Raw genomic sequence first — 16,790 nt, 5'->3', positions numbered from 1 at the left:
CTCATAAACTAGGTTATTAACTTATAAATCAGGTTATTAACTTATAAATTAATAGTAGCGTGGGATCATGATGGATTATCGTACTTTTGAAACACCAGAACAAGTTGTTGAGTCACTAGCTTATTCACTTGTTGAATACAGCCAGCAAGATAAACCGGTACATATTTCGTTATCAGGTGGCAGTACGCCAAAGCTTTTATTTAAAGTTTTAGCACAAGCACCATTTGCAACGAGTATTAGCTGGGCTAATTTACATTTTTGGTGGGGCGACGAGCGTTGCGTAGCACCTGATGATGCTGAAAGTAATTTTGGTGAAGCTCAAACATTATTATTTTCTAAGGTAGCGCTACCGACAGAGAATATTCACCGTATTTTAGGTGAAAATACACCAGAACAAGAAGTCGTGCGTTTTGCCCAAGAGATGCAAGAGTGTATCCCTGCGCATAATGGTTTGCCTTGTTTTGATTGGATCTTACTTGGTATGGGTGGTGATGGTCATACAGCATCATTATTTCCTGGCCAAACTGATTACAATGATGAAAATATTGCCATCATTGCACAGCACCCAGAGTCTGGACAATACCGTATTTCTAAAACTGCACGTCTGTTAGCAAATGCAAAACGCATTAGCTATTTAGTGTTGGGCGAGAGCAAAGCTGAAGTAATTAAGCAGATCCATGATAATGCAGATGCTGCCCTTGCTTATCCAGCTGCACAAGTTAAAGCAAGCCAAGGAACCACTGAGTGGATCTTGGATGCAGCAGCGGCAAGATTAATTAATAACTAAGACATAGACCAAACGGTTTAATTCAATGTACTTAGCGTAAAAGACCTGTTAGTTAATACTAACAGGTCTTTTTTCGTTCACCTGCTTGTTTTTCATACGAGTTACAAATATTTAATTTCTCATAAAATAAACTTTAAAGCCCTATAAAGCGGTTATCATAAATTCAGCTAATATTAGTTTGAGTTACGCGCATAACTCTTCTTAAACGGCGTTTTAAGTACCTTCTCGACAGTGTTTTATTTACATTCTTTGTGTTTTTGTATTCAAGGAAGGTTTTTCAACTGGTTTAAAGCTGGGAATTAGCCATTTATGGTTATTTTGTAGCGCTGGATTTGAGATATATATGTGTGATTTCCTAATGTTATGTGTCATATTATGTCGAATGAAACGAAACGGTGGCAAAGCACCTTTAATAGCATTAAATATAATTATTGTTTAATTATTCTTTAATTTATAGTATTTGATAATACTGACATGTTTTCATTCTATAGTGGTGTAATGGATTAGCGTTGTTTTGTATTGAGCGACCATTTATAGATGAATATGTAAGTATAAGGACAAGCATGAACAACACACAAGATTCATTTTTATCTAGTTTCTTTAAACTAGAGTCAGCGGGTGGCATTACGTTAATGTTCTCTGCTGTATTGGCTATGATTTTAGCTAATAGCCCTGCACAAGGACTATATGCATTATTTTTAGATACACCAGTCGAGATTAAACTGGGTGGTTTAGAAATTGCGAAACCATTATTACTTTGGATTAATGATGGCTTAATGGCCGTCTTCTTCTTTTTAGTTGGACTAGAGCTAAAACGAGAGTTAGTCGAAGGTGAACTCTCTGATCCGCGTAATATTATCCTACCGGGTATTGGTGCTATCGGTGGTATGTTATTCCCTGCGCTTATTTATGTTTATTTCAACATCGATGATCCTGCAGCATTAAGTGGTTGGGCTATTCCTGCTGCAACAGATATTGCATTTGCATTAGGTATTTTGAGTTTGCTGGGCTCACGAGTACCAGTTAGTTTGAAAATATTCTTAACCTCACTCGCTATTTTTGATGATATCGGTGCGATTTTGATTATTGCTTTCTTCTATACATCGAAGATTTCAATAGCTGCACTTATCGTTGCGGCGCTTTGTATTCCTGTGCTAGCTTATTTAAATAAGCGTAATGTTGATTCGAAAGCACTGTATATCATCGTTGGTATTGTGATGTGGGTTGCCATGTTGAAATCTGGCGTACATGCAACATTGGCCGGTGTTATTCTTGCTTTGTTTATCCCAATGCAGTCAAAAGATAAATCATATTCACCGTTGAAGAAGATGGAACACGGACTACATTTTGTTGTTGCCTTTGTTATCTTACCTATCTTTGCGTTTGCAAACGCAGGTATTAACTTATCGGGTGTTGGTATAGAACAAATTTTACATCCAGTCCCTATGGGTATTGCGTTAGGCTTATTTATTGGTAAGCAAGTGGGTATCTTTGGTCTATGTTGGTTAGCAATTAAATGTAAAATTGCGCAAATGCCAAAAGGCATGGATTGGTGTTCTTTATATAGTACCGCCATCCTATGTGGTGTTGGTTTCACCATGAGCTTATTTGTTGGTTCACTCGCTTTCGAAGAGACTGGCACCAACTTATTATTTGATGAGCGCCTTGGTATTATCTTAGGTTCATTACTCTCTGGTGTGATTGGTTTCTTAATGCTGAGATCATGTCTATCTAAGCAAGAGAAATTAGCGAAATAATTTAACGCTAACATCATGATAAAAATATTAAAGCACCCTCGATTGGGTGCTTTCTTATATCTAACGTTTACAAGCTTATTCCCCCTATTATTTCACTCATAAGTCCAGTCGCTTATATCCAAAGATTACTTATTTATCAGTTGAATATCTTGATTAAACAAGCTACTTTAATAGTTCAAAATGTAGTTATCATAATTAGAGAGCGTAGTCTTGAGTACTATAAAATCGATATTTGAACGTAATCGCGCATGGTCAGAACAGATTAATGAACAGTTCCCAGACTTTTTTGAACAACTTTCCAAACAACAGTCTCCAGACTATTTGTGGATCGGTTGTTCCGATAGCCGCGTACCTGCAAATCAAATTATGGCCCTGCCCCCGGGGGAAGTATTTGTGCACAGAAATATTGCCAATGTTGTTGTACATACTGACTTAAATTGTTTGTCCGTGATCCAGTACGCCGTGGAAGTACTTAAAGTTAAACATATTATTGTCTGTGGTCACTATGGTTGTGGTGGCGTTAAAGCTGCTATGGAGGGCGGGCAGCATGGTCTGATTGATAACTGGCTTCGTCATATTAAAGACGTAGAACGCTTCCATATGGATGATTTAAAAGATGTACGTCCTGAAGATAAGATCGACCGTATGTGTGAATTAAATGTTGTTGAACAAGTTCGAAATGTTTGTAATACCACCGTCGTGAAGCGAGCTTGGCGTAAAGGTCGTGAGTTAACCGTGCATGGCTGGATCTTTAATATCAGTAACGGTGTATTGAAAAGCTTAACTGACAGCATTAACTCGAGAGAGAAGCAGCTAGAAGTGATCACCAAATAGTTAAGTAGCGTAGGTTAAGAGCCTTAGCTTAGGACCTTAGGTTAAGAACTTAATGTAGTATTAGGATAGGACTTTAGCGCTATAACACTATATAGTACGCATAAAAAAAGCCAATGAGATAACTCATTGGCTTTTTATTACCTAACTATAAATGCATCTAAGATGTCATAAATTTTAGGTAATAAAAAAGGTGAACTAAGTTCACCTTTTTTGATAACTGTTTAACCGATTAATAGTAAACTATTAAAGAGGTTTAACGTTCTCAGCTTGTGGACCTTTTTGGCCTTGGCCTACTGTGAACTCAACTTTTTGACCGTCAGTAAGTACTTTAAAGCCATCTACTAAGATAGAGCTGAAATGTACGAATACATCTGGGCCATTTTCTTGTTCGATGAAACCGAAGCCTTTAGCTTCGTTGAAGAATTTTACTTTACCGATTACTGTATTAGACATATTAAAAACCCTGTATATATATATTATTAAAAAAATTGTTAAAAAACCAGGGTGTAACTTATATAAACAATACAAAACAATAATCAATACAAGTATTAACTAAAGATTATTCTACCGATATAAACTAGCCTAATTTCTTAAGACGAATTATACATGGTTAAAGATTCATAGCAATACACTCGTACATTATTTTTGTAAAATTGTTGTTTTCATTAATAAAATCAACGTATCAAAGGCTTGTTTGCTGGCTTTTCAGCCGCCAAAACTGCTATTTTATTCAATCTTAGTTCATATAGCAGCCAATTCACATGATGATCTAGTTTTTGAATTTCGCTGAGTCTGTAATGATTGCTAAGTTAGCCTTTACTGTTAGTTTAGTGGTCTATTAACTATAGTAAGTAGATGTAAGGTTTTGATATTAAAGCTTTATGGTGGTGAATGGAATAAGTGTGATCGTACACTGGATGTAGTGTGTAGGGATATATAAGAGACATATTAAGGAACGATAATGAGTAAGAGTTTTCGTAGACAGTGGTTTTTCAACCAAAAAAAAGTAGTAAAGCATTTCATTAATAAATAATAGGCATGTAATTTAAAGTATATTTCTTATTGAGTAGACAGCGCCTTCCTAAATTGTCAGTAAATAGTACTATTTACTGACAACAGGTTACCGACAACAAGTCATTTAGCTAAATGCTTAAGCCGCATTTTCTTCTTCTACACGTGAAATGTATTTTTCCATCGCTTGATCTGAAGATAAGCCACGTAATTTATCCCATGCACTCCACTTAGCAAAACCAACCATATCAAAGATAGATGGCTTCTTCGCTGCTACATCACCTTCTGTTGCTTGCTTAAATAATGAATAAAACTCTAATTTTGTTTCTTGTGAAGGTTTTTTCTTTGCAGTGCCATTTTGAACTTGCTCTACTGTAGCGTCGAATTTAGCGCGTAGGTCTGTCATTGTATATTCCTTTATCTATCTAAATGGTTAAATCAAAAAGTACTTAAATATCATTACAACTAGCAATGTCGTAACGCACCTACTAATGAGTAGTTAAGCTAAAGTGAATCTTACCTTTATTTCCTGCTGAATACATCCTTTTATTTCAATTTTAGGTATGAATTTAAACAATAAAAACCCTTATTATTCAAACTAATAACTTTTAAATAAGTATGATTATTCTAAATTTACTCATCATCTCATCCGCGGATACTAAGGACCTTTATCTGAGTTAGATTGGCTTGTCACCCGAATGATTTTTGTGCCCAGTGCTTTGCTATCAATAATGTCGTGAACTAATAATAATTGATATGGCGCAGGAATAGTCGGAGTCTAGGATGAAAGTGGATAATTAAACTTGATATATACGTGAGAATATATATCATTACCCATTTGTAGTTACGACCTTTTGGGTGTTAATAACATGTATAGCGTTGACATCATCAATTCAGTAACACTAAACTCATTTTTCTAAGTAAGATATGATAGAACAACAATCGAAGAGACAAATATCATTATTCGAGGCCGTATTGAATAATTTTTCTATGCTACAACGCTGCTTGATGTTTATTTGCGTTATTTTAGTCGTAAGTGCATTAGTATTCACGGAACAAACAAACATCACCTCATTTTTGTTTTCTAATTTGCCGATGGGCATTGGGTTAACAAGCAACTTTATTGCCCCGTTAGTGGCGATTGTACTGCTAGCAATTTCTTGCTCTGCTTATTTTGGTATTGTTTGCACGGATAAGATGGCAGCATCATCGCGACAAGCGACAAACAGTGCTGGATTCTTATCGGAATTGCGACTAACGCTTGTATTCGGGGCTTGTTTCGGCTTATTGACGGCTATTTTATGTAGTTTAATTTTTGTTATTGCAGAACCGCATTTACCACAAGCGTTCCTTCAGTATCATCAAATATTTAACTCGTTAGACCTGATTCTAATTGGGTTGACAGCGGTGCTATCCAGTTCATTATATTTGTCAGTATTCATGTTACCGCTATCAAGTTTGTTATCAAAACTGATGATTTTTGAAAATAAGCCTTCAAAGTTTAAATTAACCACTAATACTATTGTTATTTCATCGATCATATTGTCATTGTTTATGGCTCTATCTGTGGCAGTGGTGACAGCTACTTTCTCAATAAATCTTATCATCTTTATTGTTGTTATATCTGCTATCACGTCCTCAACGCTAGGTTTGCTATATTGGTTTGTCGGGCTGGAAGCGAGTTTGATTGCAAACCTGGTTTATTGCTTACTGGTTTCTTACCTTGCACACATTTTCTTATAGTTGGGTTTGTTTCGACTTGAATAAATAGAAGTGAATAGCGCGATTTAGCGAGTCATCGCGCTAGTTTAATATCGTTATTTTGTGTGTGGGGTATTACATACCGAACAGGTCGGTAGTTTTGGTAATTTCATTGTTTGAAACGACAAGGTAAGTCCATCAACGAGCAACACTTTCCCCGTCATTGGCTGACCAAAATTGGCAACCACTTTAATCGCTTCCATAGCCTGCATCGCACCAATAATACCCACCATAGGTGCCATAATACCGGATTCTACACAGCTTAATGTTCCGCTGCCGAATAATTGGCTGAGGCATTGGTAGCAAGGTTCGTTATCAGCATAGGTAAATACACTAATTTGACCTTCCATTCGAATAGCTGCGCCGGATACTAAGGGTGTGCGTAACGCGAAACAAGCACGGTTTATCTGCTCTCTTGTATCGACGTTATCAGTACAATCAAGCACAATATCATGCAGATCTATCAGCTTAACCATCTCATCTTCAGACAGTTTTGTGGTAATAGCCTGTACTTCACAGTGTGGGTTTATCTGTTCTAGCTCATATTTCGCCGACAGTGATTTAAACTCACCAATGCGGCTATCACGGTGCAGTAATTGTCGTTGTAAGTTGGACAATTCAATATGGTCAAAATCGACTAATGTCATCTTACCGATACCGGCAGCGGCTAAGTACTGACTACTGGCACAACCTAGACCGCCTGCACCTATTATTAATACATTGGCTTGTTTTAAGGCTTCTTGGCCATCAAAATCAAAGTGGCGCAGCACTATTTGACGGTTATAGCGTAACTCTTCTTGCGAAGATAAAATATCTTCGCAAGCTAAGCTGCCATCAATAGATGGGTTTGGCATTAATTTAAGATCTCGTTAAATGGTTCAATAGTGACTGTTTCACCAATTTCTACGTTGCCGCGATCTTGCTCGATAATGGCATAACAATTCGAGTGGCTCAAGCTACTGAAAACGCCAGAACCTTGGCTGCCTGTTGATACCACTTCCAGTTGACCTTGCGCATTAACACTATAAATAGCGCGTTGAAAGTCCATGCGACCAGGTGCTTTTTTCAGTTTAGTTGCAGCAATGGCATTAAAACGTGGTGTCGGCGTATAAACTTGGTTGGTCATCTTCGCTAATGCGGGTACCACAAGTTGATGAAACGTCACTGTTGCAGAAACTGGGTTTCCGGGTAAACCAAAGAACTTGCTGTTTGGTAATGTACCGAACGCAAAGGGCTTACCTGGTTTAATTGCTAATTTCCAAAAACCAATTTCCCCTAGTTCTTCGAGTAATATTTTAGTGTAATCAGCTTCGCCAACAGATACGCCGCCTGATGTTATCACTGCATCTGCCACGGCATCGGCTTTGATAAACGTTTCGCGTAGTAGGTCTTCGTTATCAGGGACAATACCAAAATCAATAATATCTAAATTCAAACGAGATAACATGGCATTGATACTGTAACGGTTACTGTCGTAAATCTCACCATTGCCAAGTGGCTGACCTAAGCTTTTTAGCTCATCACCGGTTGAAAAAACAGCCACTTTCAGACGGCGGTAGACTGTTACTTTATCAATACCAATCGTTGCTAGCATGGGAATATCACGCGGGGTAAGGCGACGACCTTTGGTTAATACAGCTTGGCCGATAGCGATATCTTCAGCAGCATTACGAATGTTGTCATGCATTGGCGGTAAACTTTCGAAGGTAATAAGATCACCATCTACTTGTGTTCTTTCTTGCATGATAACGGCTTCGCAACCTGTTGGTACTGGTGCACCAGTCATAATACGGATACAAGTGCCGAGAGGCCATTCTCCATCAAACGGTTGGCCTGCAAAGGCTTTACCAGCAAGTGGTAGGGTCATTGATTGATTGAGGTCGGTGATGCGAACTGCATAACCATCCATTGCTGAGTTATCAAATGGCGGGACATTCATTGGCGAAGAAATGTCTTCAGCGAGAATATAATCGAGTGCTTCTGCTAAGTCTAATGTCAGTGTTTCTGTTACTGCATCAATATTGTCCAACATTTCTTGCATCGCTAAATCCAGTGGTTTTAGCCCTTGTACGTCACAACATCCCATCATATACCCTTGTGGTTATTTTTTAGTTATATCGTCAATTATGACAAACTCAACAGGTTGGTGAAAGGATCTATAACAATAAAATGCTTAATTATGGCTATTTAAGCTAATTTGTTTATCTTATCAATTGTTAGATGCTATTATGCGGCAATATTTTTAAGTCGATCCGTTTGTGGAGTAATTAATGACCTGCCTAAGTAAAGAAGCTTTATTAGTCCGTTCAGTCTTGGAAGAGCGAGGGTTAGAAACACCAATGATCGTAACTGGGCTATCAAGCGCAGAAAAAAAAGAACGCATTGAATCACATTTTACCGAAATTCTAAAATTATTAGAGCTTGATTTAAGTGATGATAGCTTAGCTGAAACGCCACACCGTATTGCCAAAATGTACGTGAATGAAATATTCTCAGGCTTGGATTATGCGTCGTTTCCTAAAATCACTTTAATTGATAATAAAATGCAAGTGGATGAAATGGTTAAGGTAAGTGATATTACCTTGACGAGTACTTGCGAACATCATTTTATTACTATCGATGGTAAAGCGACAATTGCGTATATTCCACGTAGTAAAGTGATCGGCTTATCAAAGATTAACCGTATTGTGCAATTCTTCTCACGCCGTCCGCAAGTACAAGAGCGCTTAACGCAACAAATCTTAGTTGCACTGCAAACCTTACTTGATTCGCAAGATGTTGCAGTGAGCATTACAGCGACACATTATTGTGTGAAAGCACGTGGTGTGATGGATGCGACAAGTGAAACAACCACGACATCGCTGGGTGGTATCTTTAAATCACGTCCAGAAACCAGAGCAGAGTTTTTACACTGTCGCTAGTTAATAGTTAGTACATGATTAAGTAAACCTAAACTGCAATTCTCGAGTGCGTCCACTCTGTAGTTTAGGTTTATTCATCTCTTCAATACCCAAACCTTTAATACCTAAAACCAAACCTTCAATATCTACATCATCTTTTTAAATGGCAAAATTAACCTCCACCCGCTCACGTAACTTATTTCGCATTGCCACATTTTGTCATAATTCATCTTTGTTCATCATTTTAGGGTAATTTAATCGCCACACTTGTTTGGTTTAATGGCTTCATTGATAACCAATGAGTAGCTGACATGAAGCCGATATTAAAACTAACCACACTATGGCGATTAAACTACCAGCACCAACAATTTGCCCAGCAGTTATTACTGTGTTTTTTTGCAGTTTGCTTAGTGGCAACAACCAGTTTTATCGTCACTAATGCCAATAGTAGTTACGCCCAAGATATGGCGTTATTGACTATTTATGATGACAACCCGACGCAAGGTTTAGTTAATGTGGATGGTATTTATGCTGACGCAATCAACATAGATCGTCAAGCGAGAGTGGATGTCGCATTGGTAAAAGAACAGCTCAAATATGAACAAACGTTAGCAGATTTAGGCTTTGTATTAGAACAATATCAAATGATGGAGTTACAAGCGTTTAAGTTTGTTATCGATGTACCAACACGAGAACAAGTCGCGACTGTGATGCTGATGCATTTACAAAAAATGTTGATTGAGTTTACCGCGTTAAATCCAGATATTAATGCTAGCTGGCGAATAGATCCAAATAATGCACTTAGACTAATTGTGCAATTACATACCGAGCGACAACGAAATTGGGGTAGGGCGGGGTTTATGATTTAACTAGGGCAAATGAACTTGCCCTAGTTAACGTACTATTAATAACGACGAATTAATGATTACTATTTATGCACAGTATTTGTCATTACTTTTTATTGTAAATCGTGATGCTGATTAACCGGCTATTTTTTCAACTGGTTTAGCAAGGATATTACGTTTTTCTTTGTTAACTTCAGCGATATTAACGTAGATAACGTCACCTAGGCTATATTCAACTTCATCTTTAATGCTGATTTGACCGGTTTCGACTAAGCATTTAACTTCTTTCTTATTATCATGTAATAAGCTAGCAGGGATAAATGCAACCGCACCATTTTCAAGTAAACGCACACGTAAACCACCACGGTTAACATCCATAATACTGGCTTCGAATGCTTGTTTGCTTTCTACTGCAGGTGTTAGGTAATCAACATATAACCAAGACGAGATATCACGTTCAGCCATTCTGTGCTGACGGCGACGTTCTGACATTAAGATAACTTCATCTTCTGTTGCAGAACGTGCAGTGCCTTTCGTTAATGTTGCTTTGATAAGACGGTGGTTAAGGATGTCACCATATTTACGAATTGGTGATGTCCATGTTGCATAACCCTCTAAGCCCATTGCGAAGTGACGTTCTGCACTTGCACTGATGATGCTGTAGCTTTGCATACGACGTAAACGGCTATCTAACGCTGGATTGGCTTTTTCAGCTAACGTACGTTGTAATTCAACATAACCAGGTAGAGATTGGATATGTTCTTTAGTGCATTCGATACCGTGTTCAGTCAGTAACTCAACAACCAAGTCAATCTTCTCTGGATCAAAACCAGCGTGGGTATTAAATACACCGACATCGCCATTTTGACGGAATAAACGTGCTGCGGTGATGTTCGCTGCAACCATCGTTTCTTCGATCATTTGGTTGGCAATACGGCGATGCTCAACGTGAATAGCAAGTACGTTGCCACTGTCGTCTAGCTCAAAGCTATAATCTGGTTGGTCAGGGAATACAATGGCATTGTTTTTACGCCATTGTTGACGATGACGAGCAAACGTAGCCAATGATTGTAATTGTTCAGCCAATTGCGCTTCAGGTTGCCATTCAGTTGATATTTCTTCAATCCAATCTGAGACTTGTGTGTAAGACAGTTTGTGCTGTGAGGTGATCCAGGCTGTAAAGAATTCAAATTCTTCTGCTAGTGCACCATCTTGGTTAATTGTATAAGTACAGCATAGTGTTGGGCGTTTTTCACCTGCAACTAATGAACAAACACTGTCACTTAATTCACGTGGCATCATCGGGATATTACGACCCGGTAGATACACAGTGAAAGCACGCTCTGCAGCAATCTTATTTAATTCTGAATCTGCTGGGATATATGATGTTGGATCGGCGATCGCAACCGTCACTTTTAAGTTACCCTCTGCTGTTTTTTCAACAAGCAGCGCATCGTCCATATCTTTAGTAGAAGCTGAATCGATTGTGAAGAATGCTTTATCGGTAAGATCAACACGCGCAGTGTCATCTTTAAATTCTACCGAATCAGGCATTGCAGGTACGTCTTTGGCTAGATCTTGGCGTGCTAATGTAACCCACCATGGTGCATTTGGATCGGTGTCAGTCGCAACGAAACTTGTTACTTCTGCTGCAAAGCTACCATCTTTTAGTGCGTGAGATTTAAGTTGTGCAACAACCCAATCACCATCACTCACTTTTTGCTCACCTAAACCAACTAATTTTGCTCTAATTGGCATGTTGATAACAGGGCTGTCAGCAACAATGGTTAGTTTGTTTTTAGCAATGCTAATACGCGCAATAAAACGCGTTAACTTAGCTTCAACTAAGGTATCTGGTTCTGCTGATGTTTTATCACCGTTGGTTTCGATATATGCTTTAATTCTATCGCCATGCATGATTTTTTTCATGTGCGGCGGAGCGATGAAATAGCTTTCGCCATCATCCGCTTCAAGGAAGCCAAAACCACGTTCAGTGCCTTTAACTGTGCCTTCTACACTCGGCGTGTTTTGGCGCATATTTTGTTTTAATTGAGATAGTAGTGGATTGTCGCGAAACATGTAAAGCCTTCCTATAATGAATTGCGCACACTATACGACAGAGGAGGGCGAAGTTCCACCCCTGATACGGGGGGATTGTTGTAAAAAACTACAAACTATTTGACTAAGTTATTGTTACTGCTAAATAGTTTGTATTATAACGATTGCTTTACAGCAGCTTCTCAATATCTTTTACCATGCCTTTTGGAGAGAGCGTAGGTGCAAAGCGATCGACTACATTACCGTCACGGTTAACCAAAAATTTAGTGAAGTTCCATTTAATGCCTTTACTGCCTAACAGACCTGTTGCTTCTGACTTGAGCCATTTATACAGGGGGTCGGCATTATCACCATTGACATCGATTTTGCTAAACATGTCAAAGGTAACACCAAAATTCAGCTGACAGAATGAGTTGATATCAGCATCTGAACCTTGTTCCTGCTGCTTAAACTGGTTGCAAGGGAAACCGAGAATAGCTAATCCTTTACTCGCATAGGTTTGCTGTAACTCTTCTAATTCGGCATATTGATTAGTGAAACCACATTTACTGGCGGTATTTACGATCAGTACTGCTTGGCCTTTATAATCACTGAGTTTTTTTTGTTCACCAGTGATTGTTGTTACTTCGAAATCATAAAGTTTCGTCATCGTAAGTCCCCTTTAAATAATAAATAAGTAGAAGTAAATAGCAGTGTAAATAAATACATTGTGCGCAATATAGTGATTGTTGTGATATTAATATGCAAGCATTTTCTAATTGAAAATGGCTTTTTTACATTGCTTTTTAAGTAGTTGCGTTTGCGCTCACAGATTAAAATTATTAGTTGCCCTTGAAAACACTGATAACAAACCCATCTATCTATTAACGAATAAATTCAGATAATTTGTAATCTGAATCACCCCATTAGAACAAAGGAACAAGTAATGACTGATACAGTTAATACTGAGACTCACGGCTTTCAAGCTGAAGTGAAACAACTGCTTAAATTAATGATCCATTCTTTATACTCAAATAAAGAAATCTTTTTACGTGAACTTGTCTCTAATGCGGCAGATGCAGCCGATAAATTACGTTTTAAAGCATTATCAGATAATAGCTTATATGAAGACGATGGCGAATTACGTGTACGTGTTACGCTTGATAAAACGGCCCGTACCATTACCATTGCTGATAACGGCATAGGTATGTCACGTGAAGATGTTATCTCGCACTTAGGTACGATTGCACGTTCTGGTACATCTGAATTCTTTAATAACCTATCTGGCGACCAAGCTAAAGATTCGCAATTGATCGGTCAGTTTGGTGTTGGTTTCTATTCTGGTTTCATCGTAGCAGATATGATGACAGTGAATACACGTGCAGCGGGCGCAGCAGCGGACCAAGCGGTACAGTGGGAATCTGAAGGTGAGGGCGACTACCGTCTAGCTGATATTACTAAAGAAAGCCGTGGTACTGAAATCATCTTGCACCTACGTGAAGGTGAAGATGACTTACTTGATGCATGGAAATTGCGTCAAATCGTTAACAAATATTCAGATCACATCAGCATTCCTGTTGAAATGTGGAAAGAAGAACAACCTGAATCAGATGGTCCTGACGGTGAAAAAACACCAGCAGTACCGGGTGAGTGGGAATCGATTACCCGTGCAAGCGCATTGTGGACATTATCGAAAAATGAACTAAAAGATGAAGAATATAATGAGTTCTATAAGCACATCGCTCACGATTTTGAAGATCCACTAACATGGAGCCATAACCGTGTAGAAGGTAAGCAAGAATATACCAGCCTACTTTATATCCCTGCACGTGCACCATTTGATATGTGGAACCGTGAAAAAGAACATGGCCTAAAACTGTATGTACGACGTGTATTCATTATGGATGACGCTGAACAGTTTATGCCAACTTACCTGCGTTTCGTGAAGGGTGTGTTAGATTCAAACGATTTGCCACTAAACGTCTCACGTGAAATATTACAAGATAATAAAATTACCACATCATTACGCACTGCTTGTACTAAGCGTGTATTGACTATGCTTGAACGTATGGCGAAGAATGATGATGAAAAGTACCTTAAATTCTGGAACGAATTTGGTCAAGCATTGAAAGAAGGCCCAGCTGAAGACATGGCGAATAAAGAGAAGATTGCTTCTTTATTACGTTTCTCTTCAACATCGGTTGGCGGTCCTGCACAAGAAGTTGGTTTCGGTAAATACATCGAAAACATGCCTGAAGGCCAAGATAAGATTTACTACATTACAGCAGATAACTACACCACGGCTGTAAACAGTGCTTACCTTGAAATTTTTAAGAAAAAAGGCATTGAAGTATTACTATTAACTGACCGTATTGATGAGTGGTTACTTTCACACTTAACAGACTTTGATGGCAAGCAACTTGTATCAGTAACTAAAGGTGATTTAGACCTTGGCGACCTTGATGATGAAGATGCAAAAAAAGCCAAAGAAGAAGCGACTGAAGAATTTGCAAGTTTCCTTGAGCGTGCAAAATCTACATTAGGCGACAAAGTAGCTGACGTACGTTTAACACATCGTCTTACTGCTACACCGTCTTGTGTGGTAACAAACGAAGATGGCATGAGCAGCCAAATGATCAAGTTGATGGAATCTGCTGGTCAAGCTGTACCACCACAGAAATACATTTTTGAGTTAAATCCAGAACATGAAATGATTAAACGTGTTGCTGATGAAGCGGATGAAACGGTATTTGCAGACTGGGTGCAACTGTTGTTAGAACAAGCACAATTGACTGAGCGTGGTAGCTTAGATGATCCTGCTGCATTCATTGCGCGTATGAATCGACTAATTAGTTAAGTACATTTAAACAAACTTAACAGTGTGAATACGTATCTTCATCGTATTACTCACAAAGTTGTATACAAACAGGTAACAATTAAGGGCCGTACTTGAACACATCGGATTTCCCGTGTAGTCTAGCGGTTCTGAAATTTAAGCAATTTACACAAGCTAAGTCAATTTAAGGGCAATTTATGCGTATTATTTTATTAGGTGCACCAGGTGCAGGTAAGGGAACTCAAGCACAGTTCATCATGGAAAACTATGGTGTTCCGCAAATCTCTACTGGTGATATGCTACGAGCTGCTATTAAAGAAGGTTCTGAGTTAGGTCAAAAAGTTAAAGCTGTTATGGATGGTGGCCTGCTAGTATCTGACGAACTAATCATCGAATTAGTTAAAGATCGTGTTAAGAAAGAAGATTGTGCGAAAGGTTTCCTACTAGACGGTTTCCCACGTACTATCCCACAAGCTGACGCGATGAAAGAAAACGGTATTGACGTTGATTTCGTATTTGAATTTGACGTGCCTGATGAAGAAATCGTTAAACGTATGAGCGGTCGTCGTGTTCACGCTGCTTCTGGCCGTGTTTACCATACTGTTTACAATCCGCCAAAAGTGGAAGGTAAAGATAACGAAACTGGTGAAGATCTATCAATCCGTGCGGATGATGTTGAAGCAACAGTGCGTAAACGTTTAGGTATCTACCACGATCAAACTGCACCACTTATTGCTTACTATGGCAAAGAAGCGGACGCTGGTAACAGCAAATATGTTACATTTGACGGCACACAAGCTGTTGACGCTGTTAGTAAGCAATTAGCTGAACTACTTGGTTAATTCTATAGATTAATAGAGAGGGGTAACCCTTCGATTAATCTTTATACGGCTATCAAACCTCGAGCGTGCTCGGGGTTTTTTTATAACTAAATCTCAACGAGTTATTGGATCCAAGTTACTTAATCGCATAGAATAGAGTCACTCGTTAAACGATATAGTGATTATGTGTAATATGACTAAGCAAAGTATTTTATTGGTTAACCTTGGTACGCCAGATTCAGCCACACCAGCCGGTGTTAAAGCCTTTTTAAGACCATTTCTGTCTGATCCCCGCGTTGTCAGTATTCCTCGATTATTTTGGTTACCGCTATTAAACGGTGTTATTTTACCTTTACGTTGTAAACGTGTAGCTAAAGCCTACCAGTCGATTTGGTTTGATGATGGCTCACCGCTATTACATTACAGTCTATTACAGCAAAAAGCGCTATCGGCGATATTTAACGATGCAGGGCAAGACGTACAGGTTGAGCTCGCTATGACGTATGGCGAACGCAGTATTAACAATGCGATAGCTAAGTTACAGCAAGCAGGTGCTGAACACATCGTGGTACTGCCGTTGTTTCCACAATACTCATCAACCACCACTGCACCCGTATTTGATCAAGTAGCTAACTATCTACAAGCAACTATCGATGTACCAAGCGTAAGCTTAGTAAAGCACTACCATAACAATGCTGCTTATATTGAAGCATTAGCGTTAAGCGTAGAACGCCATTGGGCTGACAAGGGCAGAGCTGAAAAACTACTACTGTCTTATCATGGTATTCCTAAGTTTCTGGTTGAAAAAGGCGATATCTATGCTGACCACTGCGTTGAAACAACCGCACTGCTATGTGCGCGTCTAGGATTAGCGGAAGATGAGGTTGTGCATTGCTATCAATCGCGTTTTGGTAAAGCTGAATGGCTACAACCGTATACTAATGAAACCTTAGTAAAGCTAGCTGCAAGTGGTACGAAATCACTCGATTTGATCGCGCCAGCGTTTGCAGTTGATTGTTTAGAAACACTCGAAGAAATGGCAATTGAAAACAAAGCTGTATTTGTCGACGCCGGTGGTGAAGATTACCGTTTCATTGCTTGTTTAAATGATGATGAAGCGCATGTACGTGCGCTACATGCTGTTGCGAGTGAATACTTACGTTAGTGGTTAGTGGTTAGTGGATAGCTAATAGTTGATGGC

Annotated in this window: 15 protein-coding genes; 9 read left to right on the top strand and 6 right to left on the bottom strand. The window is 38.8% G+C overall.

What is annotated here, in order from left to right:
- Positions 1–67: 67 nt before the first annotated feature.
- The 3 genes from pgl to can all read left to right on the top strand — a co-directional run bounded on the left by pgl (position 68) and on the right by can (position 3,378).
- Entirely contained in the window at positions 68–787 is a 720-nt protein-coding gene (pgl, locus tag CXF93_RS13930) for a 6-phosphogluconolactonase (RefSeq protein WP_232784216.1), read from the top strand.
- 563 nt (positions 788–1,350) lie between these two features.
- Positions 1,351–2,544: a Na+/H+ antiporter NhaA gene (nhaA, locus tag CXF93_RS13925; RefSeq protein ID WP_101063082.1), complete on the top strand. Its 1,194-nt coding sequence runs from the start codon at positions 1,351–1,353 to the stop codon at positions 2,542–2,544.
- A 210-nt stretch (positions 2,545–2,754) separates the two neighbouring features.
- Positions 2,755–3,378 carry a carbonate dehydratase gene (can, locus tag CXF93_RS13920; protein ID WP_101063081.1) on the top strand — a complete coding sequence of 208 codons (624 nt, stop codon included), beginning with the start codon at positions 2,755–2,757 and terminating at the stop codon, positions 3,376–3,378.
- 243 nt (positions 3,379–3,621) lie between these two features.
- On the opposite strand, the gene CXF93_RS13915 is transcribed toward can, so the two are convergent.
- Both CXF93_RS13915 and CXF93_RS13910 read right to left on the bottom strand, forming a co-directional pair.
- On the bottom strand, positions 3,622–3,831 hold the full coding sequence (locus tag CXF93_RS13915) for a cold-shock protein (protein ID WP_006030497.1): 210 nt from the start codon (positions 3,829–3,831) through the stop codon (positions 3,622–3,624).
- Between the two features lie 697 nt (positions 3,832–4,528).
- Positions 4,529–4,795: an acyl-CoA-binding protein gene (locus CXF93_RS13910; RefSeq protein ID WP_101063080.1), complete on the bottom strand. Its 267-nt coding sequence runs from the start codon at positions 4,793–4,795 to the stop codon at positions 4,529–4,531.
- Positions 4,796–5,316: 521 nt separating this feature from the next.
- On the opposite strand from CXF93_RS13910, the gene CXF93_RS13905 reads away from it, so the two are divergent.
- On the top strand, positions 5,317–6,132 hold the full coding sequence (locus CXF93_RS13905) for a hypothetical protein (RefSeq protein WP_101063079.1): 816 nt from the start codon (positions 5,317–5,319) through the stop codon (positions 6,130–6,132).
- A 74-nt stretch (positions 6,133–6,206) separates the two neighbouring features.
- On the opposite strand, the gene moeB is transcribed toward CXF93_RS13905, so the two are convergent.
- Together moeB and moeA are read right to left on the bottom strand one after the other, a co-directional pair.
- Complete coding sequence (gene moeB / locus CXF93_RS13900) at positions 6,207–7,004, bottom strand: molybdopterin-synthase adenylyltransferase MoeB (protein WP_101063078.1); 798 nt, start codon at positions 7,002–7,004, stop codon at positions 6,207–6,209.
- On the bottom strand, positions 7,004–8,236 hold the full coding sequence (moeA, locus tag CXF93_RS13895) for a molybdopterin molybdotransferase MoeA (protein WP_101063077.1): 1,233 nt from the start codon (positions 8,234–8,236) through the stop codon (positions 7,004–7,006). Before moeA ends, moeB begins: the two co-directional genes overlap by 1 nt.
- Before the next feature lie 184 nt (positions 8,237–8,420).
- Here moeA and folE point away from each other — a divergent pair, with 184 nt between their 5' ends.
- Together folE and CXF93_RS13885 are read left to right on the top strand one after the other, a co-directional pair.
- Entirely contained in the window at positions 8,421–9,071 is a 651-nt protein-coding gene (gene folE, locus CXF93_RS13890) for a GTP cyclohydrolase I FolE (protein ID WP_101063076.1), read from the top strand.
- Positions 9,072–9,361: 290 nt separating this feature from the next.
- Entirely contained in the window at positions 9,362–9,919 is a 558-nt protein-coding gene (locus CXF93_RS13885; protein ID WP_101063075.1) for a GTP cyclohydrolase, read from the top strand.
- Between the two features lie 111 nt (positions 9,920–10,030).
- Here CXF93_RS13885 and CXF93_RS13880 read toward each other — a convergent pair whose 3' ends face one another.
- Together CXF93_RS13880 and CXF93_RS13875 are read right to left on the bottom strand one after the other, a co-directional pair.
- Positions 10,031–11,974, bottom strand: a complete 1,944-nt coding sequence (locus CXF93_RS13880; protein ID WP_101063074.1) for an exoribonuclease II — start codon at positions 11,972–11,974, stop codon at positions 10,031–10,033.
- A 148-nt stretch (positions 11,975–12,122) separates the two neighbouring features.
- Positions 12,123–12,602: a glutathione peroxidase gene (locus CXF93_RS13875; RefSeq protein WP_101063073.1), complete on the bottom strand. Its 480-nt coding sequence runs from the start codon at positions 12,600–12,602 to the stop codon at positions 12,123–12,125.
- 276 nt (positions 12,603–12,878) lie between these two features.
- On the opposite strand from CXF93_RS13875, the gene htpG reads away from it, so the two are divergent.
- The 3 genes from htpG to hemH all read left to right on the top strand — a co-directional run bounded on the left by htpG (position 12,879) and on the right by hemH (position 16,754).
- Positions 12,879–14,789 carry a molecular chaperone HtpG gene (gene htpG / locus CXF93_RS13870; protein WP_101063072.1) on the top strand — a complete coding sequence of 637 codons (1,911 nt, stop codon included), beginning with the start codon at positions 12,879–12,881 and terminating at the stop codon, positions 14,787–14,789.
- Between the two features lie 176 nt (positions 14,790–14,965).
- The gene (adk, locus tag CXF93_RS13865; RefSeq protein ID WP_101063071.1) at positions 14,966–15,610 is read left to right on the top strand and encodes an adenylate kinase; all 645 of its coding nucleotides are present in this window, start codon (positions 14,966–14,968) and stop codon (positions 15,608–15,610) included.
- 163 nt (positions 15,611–15,773) lie between these two features.
- Positions 15,774–16,754, top strand: a complete 981-nt coding sequence (gene hemH / locus CXF93_RS13860) for a ferrochelatase (RefSeq protein ID WP_101063070.1) — start codon at positions 15,774–15,776, stop codon at positions 16,752–16,754.
- Positions 16,755–16,790: the final 36 nt, after the last annotated feature.

The sequence above is a fragment of the Moritella sp. Urea-trap-13 genome (assembly GCF_002836355.1).
GTDB lineage: Bacteria > Pseudomonadota > Gammaproteobacteria > Enterobacterales > Moritellaceae > Moritella.
The sequence above is the reverse complement of the archived record's forward strand: the minus strand, read 5'-3'. Positions and strand labels throughout refer to the sequence as shown.